This window comes from Actinomadura rubrobrunea NBRC 15275 (assembly GCF_001552235.1).
Lineage (GTDB): Bacteria > Actinomycetota > Actinomycetes > Streptosporangiales > Streptosporangiaceae > Spirillospora > Spirillospora viridilutea.
Genome location: NZ_BCQU01000061.1, coordinates 16,077 through 40,304, shown reverse-complemented (window position 1 = coordinate 40,304; position 24,228 = coordinate 16,077). Strand labels below are relative to the sequence as shown.

Below are 24,228 nucleotides of genomic sequence, written 5' to 3'. Positions count from 1 at the left end.
AGGATGGTGGGCTCGACCAGCGCCAGCACGGTCATCTCGCGGCTGGCGCCCATGCCGCCGAACGCGGTGGCGGTGTCCAGCGCGGCCAGCGCGAGCGCCACCGTGCCGAGCGCCAGCAGCGCGGTGACCGCGAACAGGTCCGCCGCGCCGTCCAGCGGGGACTCGGTCGTGGCGATCGGCACGACGCCGGCCGCCACCAGCGCCGTGGCCGCCAGCACCAGCGGCGCCGCACGGAACACCGGCCCGGTGCCGTGCGGGGTGATCGCCTCCTTGCGCAGCAGCTTGCGCAGGTCCCGCCACGGCTGCAGCACGCCCGCGCCCGCCCGGCCCTCCAGCCGGGCCCTGACCTGCCGCATCACGCCCACCAGCAGGGGCGAGCCGGCCGCCACCAGCACCACCTGCGCGGCCGCTCCCACGGTCCCGGCCAGGGTCGTCGAGCCGCTCATCGCGTCACCGCCAGCACGATCAGCACTCCGGTGAAGGTGAAGAAGCCGTAGGCGAGGTAGCGGTGCACGCTGCCGTCGGCCAGCCGCCGCGCCGCCTCGCCGACCGCCGTCGCCGCCGCGATCAACGGCCGGTACAGGCGGCTTTCGATCCGGTCGCCCACCCGCGCCCGGTACGACACGCTGTCCACCAGGTAGGCCGACTCGGCCAGCGGGGTCACGTTCACGTCGGTCTCCGGCGCCAGCACGTCGTCGAAGACCCGCTGCAGCGGTTCGGCGAACGAGGTCGCCGTGTACTCCATCCGGGCCGTCATCGGCCCCATCCCGCAGTCCCACAGCCGGGCCCGCCGCCGCACCCGCCAGGTCGTCGCGAACCGCAGCAACGCCAGCAGCGCCGCCGCGGCGACCGCCACGCCCACGGCGATCAGCAGGGGCGACATGGTGCTGGACGCCGCGGCCAGCCGCAGCGTCACCTGCCCGGCGACCGCGTCCTGGCCGGGCAGCACCACCTGGACGGCCCGGGCCAGGCCGGGCACGGTGAACGCGGGGACCAGCGCGAGCGCCACGCAGCACGCCGCCGCCGCGCCCATGCCCACGCCCATCGCCGCCGGGCTCTCCGCCGCCGCCTCCGCCTGCGGCGTGCGCGGACGGGCGAGGAACCCGGTGCCGAACGCCTTGACGAACGTGGCGACCGCGAGACCCGCCGACAGGGCCAGCGCCCCTACCGCCACCGGCATGGTCACCGCCGTGATCGTCCCGCCCTCGCCGAGCGAACCGATCAGGCTCTGCAGCAGCAGCCACTCGCTGACGAAGCCGTTGCCCAGCGGCAACGCCGACGCCGCCAACGCCCCGACGGCGAACATCGCCGTCGTGACCGGCATGCGCGTGCGCAGCCCGCCCAGCGCGTCCAGGTCGCGCAGGCCCGTGGCGCGCAGCACCGACCCGGCCGCCAGGAACAGCAGCGTCTTGAAGGCGGAGTGGTTGACCACGTGCAGCAGCGCTGCCGTGAGCGCCAGCGCCGCCAGCGGCCGCGCGTCGGCGGTGACCAGAAGCCCGCCGGCGCCGAGGCCGACCAGCACCAGCCCCATGTTCTCGCACGTCGAATAGGCCAGCAGCCGCTTGAGGTCGGTCGCCACCGCCGCCTGCAGGATGCCGTACAGCGCCGACACGGCCCCGGCCGCCAGCACCAGCAGCCACCACCACCTCGGCCCGCCGCCCAGCAGGTCGAACCCGACCCGGACGATCCCGTACACGCCCAGGTTCACCATCGCGGCGCTCATCAGCGCCGACACGTGGCTCGGCGCCTCCGGGTGGGCGCGCGGCAGCCACACGTGCAGCGGAACGATCCCGGCCTTCGACGCGAACCCGGCGAACGCGGCGACGAACACCGCGCCGCGCACCGCCGGGGACATCCCCTCCGCCGCGGCGCGCATTCGATCGAACGACTCGCCGTGCGCCGCCGCGGCCAGCCCCGCCAGCGCGGCCAGGATCGCCACCAGGCCCAGGTGCGTCATCACCGCGTACCAGAGCCCGGCCTGCCCCACCGACTCGCGGTGCCGGTGCTCGGCCACCACCAGCAGCAGCGAGGCCAGCGCCATCAGCTCCCACGCCACGAGGAACGTGCTCACGCTCGCCGCGGCGGGCACCAGGAGCATCGCCGCCACGAACAAAGGCAGAACCGCCTGCACCGTCCGGCCGTCCAGGCCGTGCCCGCCGTGGCCGTCCGCCGGACGCGCGTAGCCGACCCCGTACACGGCCGCGCACACCGCCACCGCACCGGTGACGGCGATGAACAGGCCGCCGAGCGGGTCGACCGCCAGACGCACCCCGGCCAGCGGGAGCAGCTCCGGAAGCCACGCCGACCAGGACCGTCCCGTCATCGCCGCGACCCCGGCGACCACGGCCGCCGCCCCGGCGGCCGCCGTGCCGATCCCCGCCGCGACCGGACGGATTCGCCGCGGCAGTACCGCCCCCGCCGACGCGGCGAGCACGCTCGCTCCGAGGGACGCCGACAGCGCGGCGCCTGTCACGCTCGTCATCGCCCGGTGAGCCCCCGCAGCGCAGCCACGATCGCCTCCGGCTCGGGCGGGCAGCCCGGCACCTCCACGTCGACCGGCACCACGTCGCGCACGGCGCCGACGACCCCGTACGCCCCCGCGAAAACGCCGCAGTTGCGGGCGCAGTCACCGAGCGCGATCACGCCCTTCGGCGCGGGCACCGCCTCGTAGGTGCGGCGCAGCGCCATCTCCATGTTGCGGGTCACCGGGCCGGTCACCACCAGCGCGTCCGCGTGCCGCGGCGAGGCCACCAGACGCGCGCCGTACCGCTCCGCGTCGTACACCGGCCCGAACACCGACGCGATCTCCACCTCGCAGCCGTTGCAGGACCCCGCGTCCACGTGCCGCAGCTGCACGGACCCACCCAGCTCGCGAAGGGCGTCCGGGGCGCTCTCGGCGGGACGTTCGGGAGGGTCCTCCGCGACCCGACCGGTCTTGCGGATCTTGCGCAGCAGATCTTTCACCAGGTTCCTCGTGGTGATCTTCGGGGGAGGCCCGCACCCGCATGCACCTTGCGTTGTGCGCAATTGCGAACTTTAGCAACTCCTGAGGTCCCAACCGGACACGACGTCACTGAGGACCCAGACGCTCACGTCGAAGCACACCAAGGACCAGCCCAGCGCCCGAACGAGCCCCCACGAAGCCACCGACAGGCCCACCCACTTCAGTGATGAGCCGCCAGCACTCCTCGCGGACGCCTGAGCGCACCTGGACGGAAGCTCAACCACTCACGCGGCCGGTCGCCCGCGCAAGGCTTGGCGCCGAAGCCTGGGCTGTGACGAAAGGGCAGACGAGCGGCAGGCGCGCGTCGCCGCCAGCGCTCGCGGCCTGCGAGCGGGCGCCGCAGGCTCGCAAGCCGAACCTGGGAGGGCGAATCTCCCGCTCGCACGGCTGGTCACCCGCGCGGGCCTTTGCCGCAACGCCCCGGCCATAGCGGAAACAGCCGCGAACGAGCGGCGCGGGCCGCCGCCAGTGCTCGCAGACTGTCAGCGCTCCTTGCGGACTACCTCGGCGGACTCACCAACCGCACCTGAGAGGGGCGCCCGGTTGCTTGCCCGCGTCATCGGTCCTCGCCCGAGCGCAGGCGGCGGCGTGCATGGCGTCAGTCAGCCTTGCACCGCCTCCACAGGCTCGCAAGACACGCCTCGAACGGAAGCTCGCTCACTCGCACGGCTGGTCGTCCACAAGGCCTTAACGCCGAGGTCGATCCGCAGCCAGGCGAGGTGTCGCGGCAGGGGCGTTCCTGCGAATGGGGGCCGGGGGCGTGGCGGCAAGGCCGCCTCCGCCGCCAAGGGCAGCGGCGCCGACAGAGACAGGCCGCCAGCGATGTTTACGAGCCGCCTCCGCAAACTCGCCAGCCGGGCCTGGGACGGATGCTCGCTCGCTCACTCGCGCGGCTTGGTCGCCCGCGCAGGTTCAGCGACGACGCCCCGACCATGGCGGAAGGACGTCAAAAGGAGCTGCGGGCGCGGGCCGCCGCCAGTGCTCGCGGGCCGTCAGCGGTCTTTGCGAGTCGCCTCCGCGGGTTCGCCGGCCGCGCGCAGATCGTCCAGCAGCTCCGCCTGCCCCGACAGGACCCCGGTCAGGATGGCGCGCGCCACGCTCAGCAGCTCGGCGACGTGCGGGCTGGTCAGCGAATAGATGACCGACGAGCCCTCCTTGCGCGAGACCACGAGCCCCGCCCGCCGCAGGACCGCGAGCTGCTGGGACAGGTGCGCGGGCTCGATGCCGACCTCGGGCAGCATCTCCGAGACCGCGTGGTCGCGCTCGCTGAGCAGTTCCAGCACCCGGATCCTGGCCGGATGCCCCAGCGTCTTGAAGAACTCCGCCTTCAGCTGATACAGCGGTGCCCTCACGGCAGCAGGCCCTTCACGGTGGACAACCTTGTCCTCGTCTTCGTCCTCGTCGTCACGGCGTCCGTCCTCGTCTTCCGCGTACCGCCCGGCCTGAACCGAGCCCCTGAGACTGGAAGGACGTCATGCAGACGGCGCGGGCGAGACACCCACCAGGCTAGTCATCCAACCGATCGCCGCAGTCGGCACGTCCGCGCGACCGGGCGCGCAGGCGCGCGGCGACCGAGCCGCGACAAACTCTCCGCCCAGGCCACGATCAGTCGGAACTGTCCATCGCGGCCACGGTCCCGGTCGTCCCGCAGCCGCAGAGCGCGCGACGGCCGCCCGGCTCGGGGCCGGGCGGCCGTGCGAGGGGCCCGCGCAGTCCTCCCCCTTCCAGCGGGCCCCTTCCCGACAAGCGTTCAGGCGGCCGCGGCGATGTCGAGCTCCCGCTCCTTGGTGATCTTGGCGCGGTTCTGCGTGAAGTTCAGGGCGCTGCCGATCACCGGGAGCCGGACCCCGCGGGCGATCATCGAACGGGCCGCGATCTGCAGGTGGTTGTCGGGTGTGAAGAACGTGCGTCTTTCGACACCCGACTCCTGGTAGGCGGTGATGTGCGGGCGCAACTGCGCCTCCCAGAAACGCAGTGCCCGGGGGATGTCGTCGGGGTGGCGCTGGAGCATGCTGCCGAGCAGGTCGGCTCCGGCGAGCCCGGCGGAGGCGCCCATGCCGCTGTAGAGGGTGGCGCACCATGCTGAGTCCCCGACGAGGACGACCCGCCCGCGGGACCAGGAGTCCATCCGCACCTGCTCCACGGTGTCGAACAGGAACTCGTCGGCGAGGTCGAGGGCCTCCAGCGCCTGTCCGAGCAGCGGCCCCGTCGGCTCCGGCCCGAACGCGGCGCGGACCCGCTCCGCGGGCCGCCCCGTGAACTGCTCGTCGACGTCGTCCACCCGGTAAGAGAACAGCAGGCTCTGGGGCCGGTCGGCGAACGAGAAGAGCCACATCGCGCGGCCCGGCTCGAACAGGCTGATGCCGTCGCGCGGCGACACGCCGTCGAGCGGACGCGGCAGCGCCAGCGCCGCGATCATGAAGCCGAGCCGGTGGAGGTGCGCCCCGTCCGGGCCGAACACGAGCCGCCGCACCGTCGACCGCAGGCCGTCGGCGCCCACGACGAGGTCGAACCGCTCGGTGGCGGTCGTGCCGCCGTGCTCGAGGGTGACGTACGCGCCGGACTCGTCCTGTTCGATCTTGACGGGTCGCGTCGCATAGCGGATCTCGACGTCGTCGGGGAGCGCGCTGAACGCGGCCTGCTCGACGTCGCCGCGCAGCATCATCGGCGGGGCCCCGGGGATGTCCCCGAAGCTGAGACCGGGCTTGCGGTCGCCGTTCCGGTTGACGATGTAGGTCCTGCCGCCCGGCACCGTCCGGTCCGGGATGGCGTCGGCGAAGCCGAGCCGTCGCGCGGCGGCCCGGCCGGCGCCGAACAGGACGATGAAGTAGCCGCCCGTCCGGCGACCCGGCGCCCGCTCCACGATCACCGGCTCCCACCCGATCTGGCGCAGGCGGACCGCGGTGGCGATGCCGCTGATGCCGAGGCCGACGACGAGGCAGCGCTTGCTGTCGTTGACGGTCATGTCTCTCCTCAGTGCGTATCGAGACCGGGGACGGTGTTCACGGGACGTAGACGATGCGGTCGTCGGTCTCCGCGTTCCACGTCTCGGTGACATCGGTCAGGGGGACGGGACGCGCCTGCACGTCGATCTCGCCGGCGTGCACCGCGGCGGCGAGTTCCGGCAGCTCCTCGAGGATGTCCAGGGGCGACACCGAGCCGATGCCGCTGCCGCAGATCTGCAGCCTGGCCGCGCGCAGCAGCGCCGCGGGGAACGGACTCGTCTCGCCGGCGACCGACCCGATCTGCACCCACTCCAGCGGGGCGCCGCGGTCGCGACGGGCCTTGACCATCGCTGTCATCGCGAGCGCGGACGGTTCCCCCCACACGTAGTCGATGACGACGTCGACGTCGGCGGCGCGGTCGGCCTGGTCGAACGTCACCGTCTCGTCCGCGCCCAGCTCGCGCAGCGCGGCGAGCCGGGAGGCGTCGCGTCCGGCGGCGATCACGCGTGCGGCGCCGAACCGCTTGGCGATCTGCACCGCCATGCGTCCGGCGCTGCCCGTGGCGCCGAGCACGAGGACGCTCTGCCCCTCGCGGAACTCGATGCGGCGGCGCAGCGCGAGCCAGGAGGACATGGCCGGGTTCATCGCGGCGGCGATGCGCACGGGGTCGACGCCGTCCGGCAGCAGCACGCTGCGCCTGGGGTCGATCACGGTCTTCTCGGCGAACGTGCCCAGGGCGCCGTCGTCCACGACCGCGTACCTGAGGTTGCCCTCCGGGTCGCGCACGACGCCGTCGACGCCGGGGACGAGCGGGAGCGTGCCGCTGCTGCTGTAGTGCCGGCCGCTGGCCCGGCCCTTGGTCAAGCGGTGCAGAGGGGCCGCGAGGACGTCCACGACCATCCCGTCCCCTCCCTGGGGGATCGGGTCGGCGTACTCGCCGTACTGCGGCGGGGCGTCGAAGGCGGTGAACACGGCTGCGCGCATGATGGCTCCTTCCGATTAGTTTGTATTACCAACAACCCACAGGATGGTTGGTACTGCAAACCATGTCAAGTAGGATCGCCGCATGAGTCCCGACGACGGCACGCTCGAGGACGCCCTCGTCCGTATGTCCTTCCGAGTGACGACCGTGCTCACCCGCGTCGCCGCGGAGCACGACTTGTCCCTCACACAGCTGCGGCTGCTCGGCTTCCTGCGCGACCGCCGGGCGCGCATGACAGACCTTGCGGCGCTCCTGGGGCTCGACAAGTCCACGCTGTCCGGCCTGGTCGAACGCGCCGAACGTCGCGGCCTCGTGGCGCGCGGCAGGTCACCGGAGGACCGCAGGGTGGTCGACGTGTCCCTCACGGAGCAGGGCCGCGAACTCGCTGAACGGCTCCTAGAAGAGGTCCGCGTGGCGCTCGCGCCCTCCACCGAGCGCCTGCAGGAGGACGACCGCCGCCTGCTCACCCACCTGCTCGACACCGTCGCGGGCAGGGCACCGATCCCCCTCGACGATCAACAGCCGACCACCACGCCGTAACCCCGCCGCGCACCAGCGATCGCCCCACACCGCAGGCACGCTGCCGGCAACAGGCACACGAGCCCACCGCCGAGACGCGGATCGCGCCCCGGAGAGATCAAGAAGCGTGCACTCGGCAGACGGTCACGCCGCAAGAGCTGACCGAGTGGATGGAACCGCGACACTGAAGCCGACGCATCGAGAAACAGGCTGAGCGACGTGATCATGCTCTCCCGCAACGATGACGTCGCCACGAGGAGGAATCGTCACCGCACCGGCGAAGCGAACGGCGCCGCCCCACCGATGGCTCCTGACTCACGGTCGGCGCCTCAGCCACCGTCCCCTCAGCACCGAGGACATCGCCGAGCACGAGGGCCTGTGCTTGATCACTCTCCCTACTGAAGCGGCGTAGCCGCGCTTCTCCCGCATCTTCCCTGCCCGCCCCCGCCCGTCCGGAGTGGGAGCCTCACCGAAGACGTGTTCGTCCATCAAGCAGGACCGAGCAGATCCCATCGGTTACCCGCAATATTGAAACCGGAACGCCTCTACAACCTCGTCACCGCCCTCTGCGCCACGTGCGACGACGCCGCCCGCTCGGCCACGTCCGCAGGCAGCTCCCGCGCCTCCGCGCCGAGGTCACCGGGCACCGGCTGCTGCGCGGCGGGGTCATCGGACCGCGGGCTCGCACCACGGTCCGCCTGCGCCAGGGCGGCTGGGAGCCGGTGATCGTGAAACGCGCGCCGGGAGCCGGGGCCGACCTGCTCGGCGCCTCCCGGCGAACATCCCACCGTGTCCTTCACAAGGTCACGACAAGAGCCTTGATCACTGCTTGCGGCCGGAGCGTTGTGGCCGCAAGCGGCCGCACACCTGGCCGGATGAGGCCGCACAGGCGCCCCCGCTGGGAGTGAAGCCGTCAACGCAAAGGCCCCTTGCGGTGATCGCAAGGGGCCTCTGACCTGTGGCGCAGCCGGAGGGATTCGAACCCCCAACCTTCTGATCCGTAGTCAGATGCTCTATCCATTGAGCTACGGCTGCCGGCCGGAGATAACTGTACCGGTTGATGGGGGCGGTCCGCGAATCGATTCCCGGAGTCAGGGCTTCGGGGGCGTGGAACCGTGCGGACGGGCGGTGCGCCAAAGAGGGAGCCGAGACACAGAGGCCCGCGCGGTCACGGGGGCCCGCGGGTCAACCCCCTCTCAAAGGAGTACTTCTCATGCGCATGTCAGCCGCCAAGCTCGCCGGCGTCCTGGTCGTCGGCGGCGCGCTGCTCTCCACCACCGCCTGCGGCCTGATCGGCGGGGAGAAGAAGGCCGCCTGCGACAACATCGAGAGCGAACTGCGGTCGCTGACCGCCGGCGGGTCGGCGGCGCTCACGACGGGGGGCGCGGAGACCGCCCAGAAGTGGTCCGACGCCGCGGCGAAGATCCGGGCCGAGGGGCAGAAGGCCGGCGGCGACGTGGAGTCGGCCGCGACCCGGTTCGCCGGGGACCTGGAGAACACGGCGACCATGCTGCGCAACCTCAGCTCCGGCAACCTGTCCTCCACCACCCGGCCGGACACCAGCGCGATGATGAAGAACGCGCAGGACCTCGGCAAGGCGTGCGGGTTCGCCAACATCGGCTTCCGGCTCTGAGCGGATGCGCCCGTCTCCCGTCGGACGGTGGGGGACGGGCGCCGACGCACCGCTCGGATGCGGCTATGCTGGTGCTTGGCCCAGGCCCTTTGCCGGTTGGTTCGCCAACCGGTAGCCTGTGCCTTGCTTGGAGGATTCGCCTAGTCCGGTCTATGGCGCCGCACTGCTAATGCGGTTTGGGCTTTCCGCCCATCCGGGGTTCAAATCCCCGATCCTCCGCGGTTACAGCGCCTCCGTCGAGGGTGAACGCTCTCAACGGAGGCGTTTTCGTTGCGCTCGGGGAGCGGCCGCAGTTCTTGTACGTGGCTTGTGCCGATGGGTTCGAGGCGCGCTCCAGCGGTCACGGCTCCCGGCCGTGGCGAGCGCGTAGATCGTCGAGAGCTTGACGGAGAGGAGATTCGCGTCCGGGCCTCGTCGGCCCCAGGCGTGAGGCGCGTGCTCGTCGGATCGTGCGGCCAGGGCGGCCAACCCGTTGCCTGAAGCACGTCGGCCACGTCCTCGCCAGTTCGCGTTTCGCGCATGTGCTGGGGTGGCCGCGATGACCTTCCACTGGGTTCGAAGAACGGGCCGTTCTCCTCCAGAGCCCGCCATCTCTTCGGGCCTCGCGACCGCCTGCGCCAGCTCCGTGCGCAGGTCTGCTTCGCTTTTGAAGAGCACCTCACGCTTGTCACCGCCGCATCAGCGACTACGCCCAGTCGGTGCACGAACGGCTCACCCGGTACGCGCGCGCCTCACGCCGGCACCCCGCGGGACCAGCGGCTGTCCGGCCACACCGGTATGCCCGTGCTGAACATGGCCTACCTGCTCGACGACGAGCCCACCGAGGAGTTCCTCGACACCCCGCGCCGAGGTCGCCGCCGCCGAGCAGTCCGGCCGCGAGGAACAGGAGCGGCGAAGCGCGGCATGAGATGCGCTGGGCACGCTGGTGGTGCGGCCGGGCTGACCAACGGCGCGCAAGCGGTGTCGGCCGTGGGTGCGCGGTCAGGCGCGTTGGCGGGCGGTTTCGTAGAGGGCGACGGTGGCGGCGGACGCGGCGTTGAGGGAGCTGGCCGAGCCGGTGATCGGAATGCGGACCATCACGTCGCAGGACTCGCGCCAGCCGGCGCTCAGCCCGCCGGTCTCGTTGCCGACCACCAGCAGGACGGGGCCCGTGAGGTCCTGCTCGGTGATGTCGACCTCGCCCTTCTCGTCGGTGCCGACGACGGTGATCGGCAGGCCGTCCGCGCGCAGCTCGTCCACCCGGCGCATGACCTCGCGGTGGGAACGGGCCCGGACGGTCGGCACCGCGAACAGCGATCCTGTGGACGCCCGGACGGCCTTGGGGTCGTAGGGGTCGGCCGCGTGCCCGTTGATGATCACGCCGTGGGCGCCGAACGCGTCGGCCGAGCGGATGAGCGTGCCGATGTTGCCGGGGCTGGTCGGCCGGTCGAACGCGACCGCGAGGAAGGACGGGGTCGGCGCGATGCGGGTCAGGTCGTCCGGCGGGAGGGCGACCACGGCCAGCAGCTCGGGCACGTCCTCGGACTTGCCGCCGAGCTCGGCGAGCAGGTCGGGGGCCATGGCGACGCGCTGCGCCTCGGGCGCGCGGTCGAGAATGCCCGTCGCCCACGTCGACAGCTCGCGCGCGTCGTCGTAGATCAGGGCGCGGATCGTCCACCCGTGCTCGACGGCGAGGGTGATGGGACGGACGCCCTGCACGATGAACTCGCCCGCCCGCTGCCGCTTGGTGCGGTTCGTCAGCAGGGCCTGCCACTGCTGGAAGCGTGCGTTGCGGCGTGTGACGCGCAGTTCCTTGCCCACCTCGGATGATCCTTCGACGGAGACACCAAGGCCACCAACTCTTTCATACCGCCTCATTCGGCGTTGTGCGGCGCTGAGAACGGCGTCGGGATCGGCGGCATGCGGGGAGGATGTGAGCCGGGCTCTCAGCGTCCGCGCATGGTCGGCGCGGTCAGGCCGCTCGCGCGTGGAACGCGGGAGCGTTTCGGGTCTGGACGTGGGGCTGTGCGAACTGTTTGGCGGGCGGCCTTGGACATCGCCGCAAGCGGCTGCTCACGGCGCGCATGACTGCGTGGCGTCCCTCCTGCCGCAAGGTTTCGGCGGCCGTGGCGGGCGGGACGGCACGGGCTTGGGTCCGGAGCGCGGCGGGCAGGACAGGTCGACGCGGTGGGACGGCGGATCGCGGCCGCCGCGTGCGGCGTCGGGCGGACGTGGTCCGGGCCGTCAGATGAAGTAGAAGCCCCAGACGACGCTCAGCTGGCTGCTGGTGCCCTTGTCGGCGGAGAAGACGACGGAGCCTTCGCCCGGCGGGTTCAGGAACGAGGTGTGGAGGGTGATCGTCACGTCGACCGAGTCGCCGTCCTGGAGGGTGCCGTTGGCGGGGGAGACGGTGATCTTGTCGGTGGACGCGCTCGAGCTCCACACCATGGGACCGTTCTCGGCGGTCAGCCGCACCTGGGCGGTCTTGGTGCCGTACAGCTCCACCTTGGCGGGCACCACGGTCGGCACGCCGGGCCGGGACGGGGGCACGGGCGGCGTCGTCGGCGGGCTCGGCGACGGCGACACCGGCGACGACGGCGACGGCGTCGGGCGGTCTCCGCCCGGCCGGGGCGACACCCCGGGCGGGACGCCCGGGCCGCCGGGCGCCTGAGCGAGCGGCGGGCGCGCGTCGGTGCCGCCGTTGCCGTCCGGCCGATGCGTCGGCCGGTCGGGCGTGACGGCGGGCTGCGGGTGGGTCCGGAACGGCGGCCAGGAGATCGTGGACGGGGGCAGCCCGGGGCCGATCAGCAGGGCCGCCACCAGCGCGGCGACCAGGGCGCCCGCCATGCCGCCCCCCGAGAACAGCCACCGGCGGGTGTACGGCGACGGCACGTCGGGCTGGTTGGGCATGCCGTCGGGGGTCAGGGGGCCGCCGCGCGCGGCGATGTCGGTCCGGTACCCGGCCAGTTCGGGGTCGGTGGCGGTGTGCATGATGCGGTGCCGCAGCGCCGCGGGCAGCACCGGGGACGGCGCGTGGACGAGCAGCGCCGCGGCCTTCACCCGGCGGCGGCTCCGGCACCTCGGGCAGTCGTCGTGCTGCCGCTCGTCGTCGCCGCTGAGGTTCCGATCGCCCGGCGGGGCGTCGGGAGCGGGCGTCACGGAGACGCCGGACGCGGCGGCGTCCGCGGCGCGGTGAGGACGCCGCGCGGTGAGGACGCCGGCGGGGCGCCGCGACCGCCCGCTCCGCCGTTCGGTCGCGGCGGCGCGGGCGCGGTGGGGCGGTCCGGTGTCCTCGGCGGCGTCGGACTGGTGGTGGGCGGCCGGGCAGCGGCGCGCCAGCATGGCCTGCTCGTCCTCGTAGGCGGTGCGCAGGCGGGCGTGCGCCCGCGCGGTCCGCGCGGCGGCGCGCCGCGCCGACAGCCCCATCGCGGCGCCGATCTCGGCGGAGTCGAGGCCGTGCCGCACGCTGAGCAGGAGCATCTCCTGGTCGTACGGGTCCAGGCGGGCCAGCGAGCGTTCGAGCAGCTCGGACAGCTCGGCGGCGTCCGGCGCGGCCTCGTCCGGCGGCGCGGCGGCGTCCGCCGCGGCGGTCCCGTCGGCGCGCGGGTCCGCGTCGCGGGAGGCGCCGCCGCCCCGGAGGAGGTCGGCGAAATCGGCGTCCTGCTCCCAGTGCAGGTTCCGGGTGCGTCCACGCTGCAGGCAGCGGCGTCGCGCCGCCCCGTACAGCCAGGCGCGCAGCCGCGTGTGGTCGCGCATGCGCGGCGCGCGGCGCCAGGCGTCGATGAACGTGTCGTGCACAATGTCGACGGCCGTTTTATATTCGCCCGTCATCGACACGCAGTAATCGTAAAGGCGCTCGGAGTACGCATCGTAGAGCGCGGCCAGGGAGGTCCCGTCGCCGCTGTTAATGCCCTGCACCAACGTGCGGTCGGCGGCGCCGTCGAACGAGGACCATCTGGGCATGAGCGCTCCCCGCATCCGCATGGGAGTCCGGCCCCAGCGGAGCCATCTGGACAATCGGCCCACTCTGAATACACCCCACCGCCCCATCTGCACCACATGATCCCGCGAAATGGGCAGAAGGATGACCCAGAGGTGAGAACCGTGGAACCCGCGGTATTCGAATACCGCACGGTATCCACGCCGCGAAACCGGTCAGACACCGTCAAGGCGACTGTCGAGACGAGTGTCAGTCGGCGCGCACGACGTCGAGTTCGCCCTCGGCGTAGCGCCTTCGCAGCACCTTCTTGTCGAACTTGCCGACGGAGGTCTTGGGGACCTCGGCGATGAACGTCCACCGCTCCGGAAGCTGCCAGCGGGGGACGCTCCCCGCCAAGAACTCTCGGAGCTCCTGGGCGGTGACCGCGGCGCCCTCGCGGAGGACCACCGAGGCCAGCGGCCGCTCCTGCCAGCGGTCGTCGGGCACGCCCACCACGGCGGCCTCCACGACGTCGGGATGGGCCATGAGCCGGTTCTCCAGCTCCACCGAGGAGATCCACTCCCCGCCCGACTTGATCACGTCCTTGGCGCGGTCGGTCAGCACCAGGTAGCCGTCCTTGGAGAAGGTGCCGACGTCGCCGGTGCGCAGCCAGCCGTCGTGGAAGCGGCCCGGGTCCTCGTCGCGGTAGTAGGCGCCGGTGACCCACGGTCCGCGGATCTCCACCTCGCCGACCGACGTGCCGTCGTTCGGCAGCACCACGTCGCCGTCGCCGACGATGCGGACTTCCAGCCCGGCCAGGATGCGGCCCTGCGTGAGGCGGTAACGCCACGCCTCGTCGCCCTCGGCCGTGACGGGCGGGTGCGCGACCGTCGCCACCGGGGACGTCTCGGTCATCCCCCACGCCTGGACGATCCGCACGCCGACCTCGTCGTAGCCGCGCATCAGCGCTTCGGGCACCGCCGAGCCGCCGCACGGCACCAGCCGCAGCGACCCGAGGTCGCCGCCGTTCTCGCGCGCGTGCCGCAGCACGTCGTTCCAGATCGTCGGGACCGCGCCCGCGACCGTGGGACGCTCCGTCTCGATGATCCGGACGAGCGGTTCGGCCTGCAGGAACCGGTCCGGCATGATCAGGGCCGAGCCCGCCATGAGCGCCGCGTAGGGCAGCCCCCACGCGTTGGCGTGGAACATCGGCACGACCGGCAGCACCCGGTCGTCCGCGCTCAGGCCGATCGCGTTGGCCGTGCAGACCGCCATCGAGTGCAGGTACGCCGAACGGTGCGAGTAGACGACGCCCTTGGGGTTGCCGGTGGTGCCGCTGGTGTAGCACATGGCGGCCGCCGAGCGTTCGTCGATCTCCGGCCAGTCGAACGCGGGGTCGGCGGCGGCCAGCAGGTCCTCGTACGCGTGCAGGTCCTTGCCGGCGTCCGCCAGGGGCGCCGTGTCGGCCTCGCCCACGACCACGACGTGCTTGACGGTCTTCATCCGCGGCAGCACCGGCGCCAGCAGCGGCACGAGCGACCCGTCGACGATCACGACGTGGTCCTCGGCGTGGTCGGCGATGTAGGCGAGCTGGTCGGGGAAGAGCCGGATGTTGAGCGTGTGCAGCACGGCGCCCATGGACGGCACCGCCAGGTACGCCTCCAGATGCTCGGTGTTGTTCCACATGAACGTCGCGACCCGCTGGTCGCCGTCAACGCCGAGCCCGCGCAGCGCGTTGGCCAGCCGCGCGGCCCGTTCCCCGACTTCGGCGTAGGTCCTGCGCCGCGTCCCGTCCCCCGTCCAGGTCGCCACGGACGTGTCACCGTAGACGCCGGTGCCGTGACGCATGATCGACGCGATGGTCAACGGGAAGTCCTGCATGGTGCTCCACACGGCACACCTCCAGCTCGACGGCCTTCGAACCGGATTCTCTTGCGTGCCGATGTGATTGTCACCACTTGTCACGAATTCCTCTTTCGTGCACCGGAGGTCGGGGCGGCGTCCGCGGGCCGCCGAGACCGGCTGCGGCGGGACGTCCCGGCGGCGTTGCCCGCCCCCCTGGATGCGGCGACGGGGATCGCGCCCGCCGCCCAGCCTCAACCCGCGTGGTCGAGGCGCCGGCGTCGGACCTTGGCATGCGGCGCGGCGACGCGGGCGGCCGCCTTGCGCCGCCGCGCCGAGCCGCGCCTTTTGCGGGCCAGGTCGCGCTGGGCGTCCGCCAGACGGTCGGCGATCGCGTTCCTGTAGCGGGGGTTGGCGACACGGCCGCCGTCGCTGGTGGTGACCAGGGAGGCGACGCCCAGGTCGATCCCGCAGGCGGCGCCGGTGGCGGGCAGCGGCTCGGCGGGCACGTCGTCGTCAGGTGAGGGAGACGGCGTGGGGGAGCCCGGCGGACGGCTCGGTTCTCCTGGCCGTCGCTGCCGAGCACGACTGGAGCTGGCGCGGGCGTCTCGGACGGGGGCGTCGGTTCGCCGAGTCCGCTGCGGCCCCCTCCCTCGGCGCGGCACGGACGGCGAGAGACGAGCGGGGCGCGGTGCGGTCCCGCCGGCGCTCTGGTTCTTGTGAGGGAGATGTGATTTCTGAGCTTTGTGCGCCTTTGCGGCGGCCGGGAACGCGGCACGTCCGGTTTTCCGGGACGCGGATCGCACTGTAAAGATCGTCAATAGTCGGACGAGGGAATGCCGGGGAACTGGTCGCCGAGGCCCGCGTCGTCGCGGAGCTTGGCCATGGCGCGGGAAACGGTGCTCTTGACCGTTCCAACGCTGACGCCGAGCACTTCGGCGATCTCGTTCTCGGACATGTCCTCGTAGTAGCGGAGCATGACCGCCAGGCGCTGGCGGGCGGGCAGGCGCTCCAGGGCGCGCCCCAGGGCGTCGTGCAGCTCGCTGCGCTGGCTGTGGTCGTCCACGGGCCGGTCGGGCAGCTCGTCGGTCGGGTAGACCTCCAGCTTGCGGCGCCGCCACCAGGAGATCTGCGTGTTGACCATGGCGCGGCGCACGTAGCCGTCGACGGCGGACCGGTCGTTGATGCGGTCCCAGGCCAGGTACGTCTTGGCCAACGCGGCCTGCAGCAGGTCCTCGGCCTCGGCGCGTTCGCCGGTCAGCTGCATCGCCATGCGCAGCAGGACGGGCCCGCGCGCCGCGACGTATTCGCGGAACTCCTCGTGCCGCGTTGCGTTCACATCGCCACCGAACCAGGGGTTGGAGGGTGTCAGCCGAGCCGTACCATTGAGGGATCTTGATCGGGGAAACCCCCGATGCTCTCGACGATCGCACGAAGATCGTAATTCCGGTCCCACAAAAACGGCATATTCGGGTCAACCTGGGGTGTGATTCTCCCCTCCAGAGTGACAAATCACAACCCCTCAGCGACGTGTCGTGACAAATCCGTCGACAGTCGGATCGCGGTGCGTGACGCTTGACTCGCCGTTCCGTACCGCGACGGCCGTCGCCCACGATCGTTGTCGGAGTGCCGCATGTCCCCGTCCCACCGCCGTGCCGCCCGGCGCCGCCGCCACCGCGACGCCGTGCTGGGCGCGTCCCCAGGCGAGGTCGCCGCACCGTCCGGCGGCGGTCCGCTGCGCGCCGTGGCCGGCACCGTCCTGGACGCCAGCCCGCACCTGCTCGTGCTGGACGCGGACGGCGGCGAGGTGCGCGTGCCGATGACGCCGGCGACCTCGGTGCGGCGCGCCGGACGCGAGGACCCCGAGGCGCTGCGGCCGGGCCGCCACGCCGTCGTCCGGCCGGCGGCCGACGGCCTCGGCGCCGACCGGATCTGGGTCGACATCCTCCGGGTGACCGGAACGATCCTGACGTGCCGCCGGGACGCCGTGGAGGTGGACATGGGCCCGCATCGCGGCCGGGCCCATGTGGTGATCCCGCCGCACGTCCTCGGCCGGGTGCTGGTGCGCCATCCCCGGCTGGAGCCCGGCCACCTGATCGACGTCCTGTGCGTCCGCTCCCCGGAGGCCCGCACGCGTTCTCCCCGGGCAGCGCGCAGCCCGCCCACCGGGCCGACCGGCCGCCCGTCCCCGAGGCGTCCGCGCCCGTGCCGGACGAGCTGCACGGAACGGCGACCTGGTTCGGCGCGGGGGAGTCGGCGGACGCCGGGCTCGCCTACCCCGCCGTCGACCCGGAGGGCGACGCGGGCGGCTGCCCGGAAACGGTGGGCGGATGCACGCCGCTGCCGTACGTCTCGCTGGGCAGCGAGCTGACCGTCCGCAACGACTGCACCCGCCGCGTCGCCACCTTCGCCGTGACCGAGTGCGGGTGCGTCGCGGCCCGGTACTGCGACCGCTGCGTGATCTGCGGCCCGTCGCCGCGCGGACGCCTCGTCGAGCTCGCGCCGGTCGGTTTCGTCGGGCTCGGCGGCGACCTGGAGGCCGGGTGCTTCAACGCGACCGTGCGCCACGCGTCCGCACCGGTCCGCGGCGCCGCCGCGCCCGGCGTGGAGGGGTGAACGATGGTGCACGTCGTCGAGAACACGCAGGTGCTGCTGCTCACGCTGGTGCTGCTGACGGCGAGCCTGGCGAAGCTGACCGTGCGGCCGGCGTCCGCCGCGTCCGGCCGCTCCGGCGGCGTCGCGGTGGCCGCCGCACCCGACGACCGGGCGAGCCGGACGCTCTGGCCGCGGAACAACCGCCAGGCCGCCCTCGGGCTCGGGGTCTTCGAGGGCGGCCTCGGGCTGGCCCTGCTGCTGTCCCCGCATCCGGCGGTCCGGCTGGCCGCCGTGGTGACGTTCGGCGCCGCCACCTGGGTGGTCGCCGAGCTGCGCGCACGCGGCGACGAGCGGGGCTGCGGCTGTTTCGGCGGCCTGAGCGGCGAGCCCGTGGGGCGGCGCGGCGTGCTGCGGGCGGGCCTGTGCACCCTCGCCGCCGTCGTCGCCCTGGACGCCCCGCAGGCCGGCCTGGACGTGCTGCGCGGCATCGCCGCGCCCGCGGGCCTGGTGCTCGCGGCGGAGCTGACGCTGTTCGCCGCGCTGTCCCCCGAGCTGCCGGCGCTGCTGGAGCGGCTGCGGCTGCGCTCCCCCGCGGAGACGCCGTGCGAGCGCCGCCGCGTTCCGCTGGAGGAGACGCTGCGGACGCTGCGCCGCAGCGAGGCCTGGCTGCGTCGGGAGAACGCCATCGTCAGCGCGGCGCCGCTGGACGTCTGGCGGGAGGGCTGCTGGCGGTTCCTGGTCTTCCCGGCCCGTCTGGACGGCCGGGAGATGGAGGCCGTGTTCGCCGTCTCCACGGGCGCGCGGGACCGCACCGTCCGGTCGGCGCTGGTCGAGGTCGAGTCGGCGCGGACGGCCCCGAAGGAGGCCGAGCCCGCCGACGCGGCTCTGGCGTGTTCGAGGGCTTTCTAGCGTCGGCCCTAGAACCGTGTAGAGAACCCGAGGATCAGGACGCGTCGGGGGTGCGCACCGCGGCGAGCTGCGTGCCCTGCGCCACGAGTCGGCCCTTGCCGTCCCACACGTCGACGACCTCGTTCATGCGTTGGCCGCCGACGTCGGTCGCCTGCATGCGCACCCGGACGGGGCCCGGGGCGGGCAGACGCCGGATGTAGGCGGTGAGCTGGATGGTGGGCGCCCACCCCGACAGCCCCAGGTCGAACGAGGCCGGCGGCACCATGTCCAGCGCCACGAGCAGGCTGAGGGGGTCCCAGTCGGAGCCGTCGGCCAGCCGCTGCCAGCCCTGGACCAGCCCCCGGCGGGACGGCGTTCCCGACGCGAATCCCAGCACGTCGGGGTCGAGGTGCTCCTCGACGACGTCCATCAACGACACGGTGAAGCCCGCCCCCGGCGCCTCCTTCGGCACGCGGACGCAGTCCTGCCGGTCGGGGAGTTCGACGGGCGCGGGGCCCGACCACCACGGGTCGGCGTCGTCCAGCCGTCCCTGGGAGATCAGCGCCTCGACCATCGGCCGGTCGTCCTGCGTCATCCGCACGCGCAGCTGGGAGACGGTGCGTCCTTCCCGCAGCGTCTCGACGCGGATCGCGACCGGGCCCGGCTCGGGCGGCGCCACGAACGCGGCGCTCACGGCGGTCGGGTGCGGATGCTCGGGGGTGCAGACGCGGGCGGCGGCCCGGGCCATGATCGCCAGCACGTATCCGCCGTGCAGCTTGCCGCCGACGCTCCACTGCGCGTCCAGCTCGGCGTCGAACTCCCCGTCCGCCTCGTTCCGCGGCCGCACCGCCGTGGCCGCGCTGAAGTCCTTCACTCGGCGCTCCGTTCGCTCGCTCTTCAACCGGCTCGGCGTGCGACCACCGGCGGGGCGTCCCGCGTTCCCCGATGACCGCTCTAGAAAATGATTCTAGTCCGCGGCCGAATCGGCCGACAGACCGAACGCCGCGCATGCCACGGCGCTCGATCGCCTTCTCTAAGGCATTCTGCGGCGAACACTAGAGAGCCTTAGAAAGAGGTGACCGGGGGACGAGCCGCACGCCGCCCAGCCGCTGAAGCCCTCCCCCGCCATGCCCGGACCCGGTGACGCGTTCGGCGGTGAGGCCGGACCAAGCCGAGAAGCGCACACCGAAACCGATCATGCTTCCGATACGCTCCCTGGTTCCGCACGGACCTGTTGATCCTGATCGGGGGAGCGCGACCGGAGATGACCATCGGCTGGGAGGCCGTCGCCGACGTCGACTGGACGCGTGTGTTCCACGCCTACGGCGCGGCGGTGGACACGCCGGATCACCTGCGGGCCTTGACCGACGGAGACGCCGCCGCACGGAGCGAGGCGCTCGAGCACCTGGAGTTCGCGGTGATCCACCAGGGGACGCCCTGGACGGCGACGGTCCCCGCGGCGCTGGTGGTGGCCGGGCTGCTGGCGGACCCGGCGACCGCCGAACCGATCGACGAGGACGGGAGACCGCTGCGGGCCGCCTTGCTGGACTTTCTCGACAGCGTCGCGACGGCGGGCCACCCCGATATCGACGATGAAAAGCTCAACGCGATGGCCCGCCCGCCCGGCGTCCCCGAGAAGTTGATCCAGAAGACCTACAAATCCCTCCTCGGGGACGAGAACCCCGCGGCCGAAGAGGGCGACGACGAGGAAGAGGGCCAAGAAGTCGATCGGAAGGCCGCCACCGCCGCGTGGGACGCGGTCATCGCGCGGGTGGTGCTGGAGATCCGGTCGACGGCCCCGGCGCTGCTGCCGCCGGTCGAGGCCGCCCTCGACGACGAGGACCCGCGGGTGCGGGCCGGCGCGGCCAACGCGGCGGCATGGCTGTCGGCCCTGCCCGGTCTGGAACACCGCCGCGACGCGGTTGCCGCGAAGGTCGAGCACGTCGCGCGGCGCGCCCCTCACCGGGACGAGCGCGCCGCACTCGTCCTCTCGCTGGGAGACCTTGGAGCGGCGCCGCGCGAGTTCCTCGCCGACCCGGATCCCGCGGTGCGCGCCTGTGCCGCCCTCGCCCCCGCGCTGGCCCGCGACCCGGCCGCCTTCGAAGAGCTGCTGACCGCGCTGCGCCGTCCCGCAGAGGCCGACGCGTGGTTCACCCACCGACCTCCGCAGTTCCCCGCGCACGTGCGATTCACCCTGGTGGACGCGGTGCTGCACCGCGCCACCGACTTCGAGCAGCTCCTGCCCACGGCCGTCGCCATCGCCCAGATGACCAATGACGCCTGTTACCGCTGGGACTGGGGGCGCCTGCTCGCCGCCGCCTTCCCCGACCCCGGCGACCCGCCGACACCTCCCACCGGCCTCACCGACGCGCAGCGCACCTACCTGCGCGCGCTGGTCGAGAACGAGGACCTCTGGGGATCGGAGTACTTCGGCGCTCACATGGCCTTCGAACAGGTCGGGCTGCCCTATGACCGCGACGCCATTCGCGCCCTGATCGAAGCGCCGTCCTGAACCTCGGGCAGGCGCCGGTCAGTCAAGGCAGAACTCGTTGCCCTCCGGATCGGCCATCACGATGTGGCCGGCCTCCAGCGGGGGAACGGGCTCGTGGCGCCGGACCCGGGTGGCGCCGTGGGAGACGAGCCGGTCGGCCTCCGCCTCCAAGGCCGCCATCCGCGCCTCCCCCTGAAGCCCGGGCGCCGCGCGCACATCGAGGTGCACGCGGTTCTTGACCTGCTTGCCCTCAGGCACCCGCTGGAAGAACAGCCGCGGCCCTCGGCCCTCGGGGTCGACCAGCGCCGACGCGTCGTTGCGGCGCTCGAGTGGCACGCCCATGGCCTCCAGCGCCTGGTCCCAGGAGTCGAAGCCCGCGGGAGGGTCCTGCAGCCGGTACCCGAGGGCCTCGGCCCAGAAGGCCGCCAGCTTGGCCGGGTCGGCGCAGTCGATGGTGATCTGGACGTCGCGCGCCACGTCAGCTCCCCTCTCGAACGGACTGCGAGCGGCTGTGCAGGTAGAGGTCGCGCAGCAGGCACACCTCGGCCAGGTGGTGGATGAGTTCGCGGTTGATGTGCTGCACCAGGTCCGCCATGGGACGGTCGGCGAACGGCCCCTCCGCCTCTCCGCACGGGCGGGCGAAGTCGGCGTCGCCGAGGGACTCGACCCCGGCCAGCCATGCGGCGAGCTCCGTGTCGAGCTGCTTGAGCGCCTCGGCCGCGGTCGGGGCGTATTCGAAGGAGTCGTAGTCGACCGGCGCGCGACCGAAGTGCATGGCGTTGCGCATCGCGAGGATGCCGACGATCACGTGCCCGAGCCGCCAGGCGATCGTCGTGAACGGCGCCGGGTCGGGCTGCGGCATCGCGAACTCGATGATCAGGTCGCCGGCTCCGGACTGCATCGGCGCGGTGCTGGTGCCGCGCGGGCGCAGGCTCCAGCAGCCGGGCACCGGCTCCCAGAAGTACTCGTCGTCGGTGAGCCCGTCGAGGCGGTCGCGCAGCTGACGGGCCCAATGGAAGGTGAACTGCTCGCGGAGGACGCGGTTCCAATTCAGGTCGGTCATGGCCCCAGCCTCTCGCCTATCGCGGACAGGTACCTTCCGCGATGCGTGGGACGATGGGCGGGTGAGCGCGGAGGGGACGACCGAGCGGGTGCTGCGGCTGCTGGCGCTGCTGCAGCGCCGGCCGTCCTGGACCGCCGCCGAGCTCGCCGCGGAGCTGGGCGTCACCGACCGCTCGGTGCGCCGCGACGTGGAGCGGCTGCGCGCGCTCGGGTACCCCGTGCACGCGACGGCGGGCGTCGGCGGCGGCTACCGGCTCGGCGCGGGCACCCGGCTGCCGCCGCTGCTCCTGGACGACGAGGAGGCGATCGCGACGGCGGTGTCGCTGCGGCTGGCGTCGGGGGGCACGGTCGCGGGCGCGGGCGAGGCGGCGCTGCGGGCGCTGGCGAAGCTGGACCAGGTGATGCCGCCGCGGCTGCGCGCCGAGGTGCGGGCGGTGCACGGGGCCACCGAGACGCTCCTCGGTCCCGGGGTCGAGATCGACGCGGAGCTGCTGGTGACGCTCGCGCGGGCGTGCCGGGACGCCGTCCGGGTGCGGTTCCGCTACACCGGCCGGGACGGCGAGGAGCGCGAGCGCACGGTGGAGCCGGTGCGGATGGTCGCGACCAGCCGCCGCTGGTACCTGATGGCCTGGGACGTCGACCGCGCGGACTGGCGCACGTTCCGGCTCGACCGGATGCGCGAGGTGGCGCCCACGACGTGGCGTTTCCGGAGGCGGGAGCATCCGGACCCGGTCGCCTACGTGCAGCGGTCGGTGGCCGAGGCGCCGTACCGGCATCTGGCCCGGATACGGGTGCACGCCCCGGCGGACCGGGTGCGGGAGCTGGTGCCGCCCCAGGTGGGACGCGTCGACGACGACCGCGACGGCCGGTGCGTCCTCGTGGTCGGCGGCGACGACCTGGAGCGGCTCGCCGTGCACGTGGCCCTGCTGGGCTTCGAGGCGGAGGTGCTGGACCCTCCGGAGCTGCGGGAGGCCGCCGCCCGGCTCGCCCGCCGCCTCGCGGCGCTGGCGGGCGGGCGAGACCAAGCCGATCGGCTTCTCTAAGGCTTTCTGCGGTGGACGCTAGAAAGCCTTAGAGAACGGTAGGACGCCCCGTCAGGCGGGCTGGGAGCGCAGGAACTTGCCGAAGTGCGGCACGGTGAAGGCGACCAGGCCGCGTTCGGCGCTGTAGATGAGCCCCTTCTTGATCAGGCCGTCGCGGGCCGGGGACAGGCTGGAGGGCTTGCGGCCCAGCTCCTCGGCGACCGCCGACGTCGCCACCGGGCTGTCGCCCTCGTCGCCGAGCATGGCCATGGCGCGCATGTAGTCGCGTTCGGCCGGGGTCGCCCGCTCGTACCGGCTGCCGAAGAAGCCGACGGCCAGCTCGCTCTCGGCCTCGGGCGCGGCGACCCGGACGTCCTCGGCGGTGATCGGGCTGTCCGGCGCCACGTCCCAGGCGACCTTGGCGTACGCCTGGACGAAGTAGGGGTAGCCGTCGGCCGCCTCGTAGAGGGCGTCCAGGGCCTCGGGGGTGAAGGTGACGTTCTCGCGTTCGGCCGGGGCCAGCAGCGCGATGTCGGCGGACTCGCGGTCGAGCCGGTCGATGCGCGTGTAGCGGAACAGCCGTTCGGAGTAGGACTTGCTGGCCGACAGCACGGCGGGCAGGTGCGGCAGCCCGGCGCCGACGACGATCAGCGGCCCGCCGATCTGGGACAGCTCGTGGCAGGCGGCGCACAGCGCGGACACGTCGTCGGCGGGGACGTCCTGCATCTCGTCGACGAACAGCGCGATGCCGACGCCGACGTCGGTGGCGACGGAGGCGGCGTCCACGAACAGCTCGGTCAGGTCGATCTCCAGGTCGCCGGAGTCGGCGCGGCCGCGCACGGCGGGCACCTCGATGCCCGGCTGCCAGCGGTGCGCCCGCGCCCTGGACCGGCCGGACGGCTCCTCGCCGGCCTGCGCGAACGCCTTGAGCACGCCGAGGAACCGCTCGATGCGGTCGGGCGCGCGGTGCCGGGGGGCCAGCTCGCGCACGGCCATGTGCAGGGCGGAGGCGACGGGGCGGCGGATCGACTGGTCGGGGCGCGCTTCGATCTTGCCGGTGCCCCACAGCCGCTGGATCGCCATGGAGCGGAACGCGTTGAGCAGCACGGTCTTGCCGACGCCGCGCAGCCCCGTGATGATCATGCTGCGCTCGGGGCGGCCGCGGGCGACCCGCTCCAGCACCACTTCGAACTGCTGCAGCTCGCGGTCGCGTCCGGCCAGCTCGGGGGGACGCTGCCCGGCGCCCGGGGCGTAGGGATTGCGCACGGGATCCACGCTCTCGGACTCTATGAGCCGATATAGCTGCGGCCGTAGATTTGCATAGAAACCGCTGCGGCGTGTCGCGTG

The 24,228-nt window shown here is 73.0% G+C and carries 21 protein-coding genes and 2 tRNA genes; 7 read left to right on the top strand and 16 right to left on the bottom strand.

The window, feature by feature from the left end; all coding sequences use genetic code 11:
* The 6 genes from AR3_RS19120 to AR3_RS19095 all read right to left on the bottom strand — a co-directional run.
* Positions 1-446, bottom strand: a 446-nt coding sequence (locus AR3_RS19120) for an NADH-quinone oxidoreductase subunit H (protein ID WP_174545460.1), incomplete at its 3' end; no start/stop codon positions are given.
* Positions 443-2,482, bottom strand: coding sequence for a proton-conducting transporter transmembrane domain-containing protein (locus AR3_RS19115; RefSeq protein ID WP_067915590.1), 2,040 nt, complete (start codon positions 2,480-2,482; stop codon positions 443-445). The genes AR3_RS19115 and AR3_RS19120, both read right to left, overlap by 4 nt.
* On the bottom strand, positions 2,479-2,964 hold the full coding sequence (locus tag AR3_RS19110) for an NADH-quinone oxidoreductase subunit B family protein (RefSeq protein WP_106259023.1): 486 nt from the start codon (positions 2,962-2,964) through the stop codon (positions 2,479-2,481). The genes AR3_RS19115 and AR3_RS19110 overlap by 4 nt, the downstream gene beginning before the upstream one ends.
* A gap of 1,032 nt (positions 2,965-3,996) precedes the next feature.
* Positions 3,997-4,356: an ArsR/SmtB family transcription factor gene (locus tag AR3_RS19105; RefSeq protein ID WP_067915589.1), complete on the bottom strand. Its 360-nt coding sequence runs from the start codon at positions 4,354-4,356 to the stop codon at positions 3,997-3,999.
* Between the two features lie 398 nt (positions 4,357-4,754).
* A complete protein-coding gene (locus AR3_RS19100) occupies positions 4,755-5,969 on the bottom strand; it encodes an FAD-dependent monooxygenase (RefSeq protein WP_067915588.1) in 1,215 nt (404 codons plus the stop codon).
* Between the two features lie 37 nt (positions 5,970-6,006).
* Positions 6,007-6,933, bottom strand: coding sequence for a quinone oxidoreductase family protein (locus tag AR3_RS19095; RefSeq protein ID WP_067915587.1), 927 nt, complete (start codon positions 6,931-6,933; stop codon positions 6,007-6,009).
* A gap of 82 nt (positions 6,934-7,015) precedes the next feature.
* Here AR3_RS19095 and AR3_RS19090 point away from each other — a divergent pair, with 82 nt between their 5' ends.
* Positions 7,016-7,471, top strand: a complete 456-nt coding sequence (locus AR3_RS19090) for a MarR family winged helix-turn-helix transcriptional regulator (RefSeq protein WP_067915586.1) — start codon at positions 7,016-7,018, stop codon at positions 7,469-7,471.
* 938 nt (positions 7,472-8,409) lie between these two features.
* Here the strand turns inward: AR3_RS19090 and AR3_RS19080 are convergent.
* Positions 8,410-8,485 (bottom strand) — tRNA-Arg (locus tag AR3_RS19080).
* Between the two features lie 178 nt (positions 8,486-8,663).
* Between AR3_RS19080 and AR3_RS19075 the strand changes: the two genes are divergently transcribed.
* Together AR3_RS19075 and AR3_RS19070 are read left to right on the top strand one after the other, a co-directional pair.
* The gene (locus AR3_RS19075; protein WP_067915584.1) at positions 8,664-9,083 is read left to right on the top strand and encodes a hypothetical protein; all 420 of its coding nucleotides are present in this window, start codon (positions 8,664-8,666) and stop codon (positions 9,081-9,083) included.
* Positions 9,084-9,212: 129 nt separating this feature from the next.
* Positions 9,213-9,302: transfer RNA gene (locus AR3_RS19070), tRNA-Ser, on the top strand.
* 762 nt (positions 9,303-10,064) lie between these two features.
* Here the strand turns inward: AR3_RS19070 and AR3_RS19065 are convergent.
* The 5 genes from AR3_RS19065 to AR3_RS19045 all read right to left on the bottom strand — a co-directional run bounded on the left by AR3_RS19065 (position 10,065) and on the right by AR3_RS19045 (position 16,162).
* Positions 10,065-10,883: a TrmH family RNA methyltransferase gene (locus AR3_RS19065; protein WP_067915583.1), complete on the bottom strand. Its 819-nt coding sequence runs from the start codon at positions 10,881-10,883 to the stop codon at positions 10,065-10,067.
* A gap of 423 nt (positions 10,884-11,306) precedes the next feature.
* On the bottom strand, positions 11,307-13,025 hold the full coding sequence (locus AR3_RS19060) for a sigma-70 family RNA polymerase sigma factor (RefSeq protein WP_067915582.1): 1,719 nt from the start codon (positions 13,023-13,025) through the stop codon (positions 11,307-11,309).
* A 226-nt stretch (positions 13,026-13,251) separates the two neighbouring features.
* Positions 13,252-14,874, bottom strand: a complete 1,623-nt coding sequence (locus AR3_RS19055; RefSeq protein WP_106259017.1) for a long-chain fatty acid--CoA ligase — start codon at positions 14,872-14,874, stop codon at positions 13,252-13,254.
* 203 nt (positions 14,875-15,077) lie between these two features.
* Complete coding sequence (locus tag AR3_RS19050; protein WP_067915581.1) at positions 15,078-15,332, bottom strand: transposase; 255 nt, start codon at positions 15,330-15,332, stop codon at positions 15,078-15,080.
* A gap of 308 nt (positions 15,333-15,640) precedes the next feature.
* On the bottom strand, positions 15,641-16,162 hold the full coding sequence (locus AR3_RS19045) for a SigE family RNA polymerase sigma factor (protein WP_067915580.1): 522 nt from the start codon (positions 16,160-16,162) through the stop codon (positions 15,641-15,643).
* A 767-nt stretch (positions 16,163-16,929) separates the two neighbouring features.
* On the opposite strand from AR3_RS19045, the gene AR3_RS32300 reads away from it, so the two are divergent.
* Positions 16,930-17,439: a hypothetical protein gene (locus tag AR3_RS32300; RefSeq protein ID WP_067915578.1), complete on the top strand. Its 510-nt coding sequence runs from the start codon at positions 16,930-16,932 to the stop codon at positions 17,437-17,439.
* Between the two features lie 3 nt (positions 17,440-17,442).
* Positions 17,443-18,327 carry a MauE/DoxX family redox-associated membrane protein gene (locus AR3_RS19030; protein WP_174545459.1) on the top strand — a complete coding sequence of 295 codons (885 nt, stop codon included), beginning with the start codon at positions 17,443-17,445 and terminating at the stop codon, positions 18,325-18,327.
* Positions 18,328-18,361: 34 nt separating this feature from the next.
* Here the strand turns inward: AR3_RS19030 and AR3_RS19025 are convergent, their stop codons facing one another.
* Positions 18,362-19,180, bottom strand: a complete 819-nt coding sequence (locus AR3_RS19025) for a thioesterase family protein (protein WP_067915577.1) — start codon at positions 19,178-19,180, stop codon at positions 18,362-18,364.
* Between the two features lie 390 nt (positions 19,181-19,570).
* Between AR3_RS19025 and AR3_RS19020 the strand changes: the two genes are divergently transcribed.
* Positions 19,571-20,818, top strand: a complete 1,248-nt coding sequence (locus AR3_RS19020; protein WP_067915576.1) for a hypothetical protein — start codon at positions 19,571-19,573, stop codon at positions 20,816-20,818.
* An 18-nt stretch (positions 20,819-20,836) separates the two neighbouring features.
* Here the strand turns inward: AR3_RS19020 and AR3_RS19015 are convergent, their stop codons facing one another.
* Both AR3_RS19015 and AR3_RS19010 read right to left on the bottom strand, forming a co-directional pair.
* Complete coding sequence (locus AR3_RS19015) at positions 20,837-21,274, bottom strand: VOC family protein (protein ID WP_067915575.1); 438 nt, start codon at positions 21,272-21,274, stop codon at positions 20,837-20,839.
* Position 21,275: 1 nt separating this feature from the next.
* On the bottom strand, positions 21,276-21,860 hold the full coding sequence (locus AR3_RS19010) for a DinB family protein (protein WP_067915574.1): 585 nt from the start codon (positions 21,858-21,860) through the stop codon (positions 21,276-21,278).
* Positions 21,861-21,921: 61 nt separating this feature from the next.
* On the opposite strand from AR3_RS19010, the gene AR3_RS19005 reads away from it, so the two are divergent.
* Positions 21,922-22,902: a helix-turn-helix transcriptional regulator gene (locus AR3_RS19005; RefSeq protein WP_067915573.1), complete on the top strand. Its 981-nt coding sequence runs from the start codon at positions 21,922-21,924 to the stop codon at positions 22,900-22,902.
* A gap of 51 nt (positions 22,903-22,953) precedes the next feature.
* Here the strand turns inward: AR3_RS19005 and AR3_RS19000 are convergent, their stop codons facing one another.
* Positions 22,954-24,147: a DUF8462 domain-containing protein gene (locus AR3_RS19000; protein WP_245637906.1), complete on the bottom strand. Its 1,194-nt coding sequence runs from the start codon at positions 24,145-24,147 to the stop codon at positions 22,954-22,956.
* Positions 24,148-24,228: the final 81 nt, after the last annotated feature.

Bases quoted from the DNA above. Each gene is read 5' to 3' on its own strand.
- AR3_RS19115 (WP_067915590.1), bottom strand. From the start codon at position 2,482: ATGACGAGCGTGACAGGCGCCGCGCTGTCGGCGTCCCTCGGAGCGAGC.
- AR3_RS19100 (WP_067915588.1), bottom strand. From the start codon at position 5,969: ATGACCGTCAACGACAGCAAGCGCTGCCTCGTCGTCGGCCTCGGCATC.
- AR3_RS19095 (WP_067915587.1), bottom strand. From the start codon at position 6,933: ATGCGCGCAGCCGTGTTCACCGCCTTCGACGCCCCGCCGCAGTACGGC.
- AR3_RS19090 (WP_067915586.1), top strand. From the start codon at position 7,016: ATGAGTCCCGACGACGGCACGCTCGAGGACGCCCTCGTCCGTATGTCC.
- AR3_RS19075 (WP_067915584.1), top strand. From the start codon at position 8,664: ATGCGCATGTCAGCCGCCAAGCTCGCCGGCGTCCTGGTCGTCGGCGGC.
- AR3_RS19060 (WP_067915582.1), bottom strand. From the start codon at position 13,025: ATGCCCAGATGGTCCTCGTTCGACGGCGCCGCCGACCGCACGTTGGTG.
- AR3_RS19030 (WP_174545459.1), top strand. From the start codon at position 17,443: ATGGTGCACGTCGTCGAGAACACGCAGGTGCTGCTGCTCACGCTGGTG.
- AR3_RS19020 (WP_067915576.1), top strand. From the start codon at position 19,571: ATGACCATCGGCTGGGAGGCCGTCGCCGACGTCGACTGGACGCGTGTG.
- AR3_RS19010 (WP_067915574.1), bottom strand. From the start codon at position 21,860: ATGACCGACCTGAATTGGAACCGCGTCCTCCGCGAGCAGTTCACCTTC.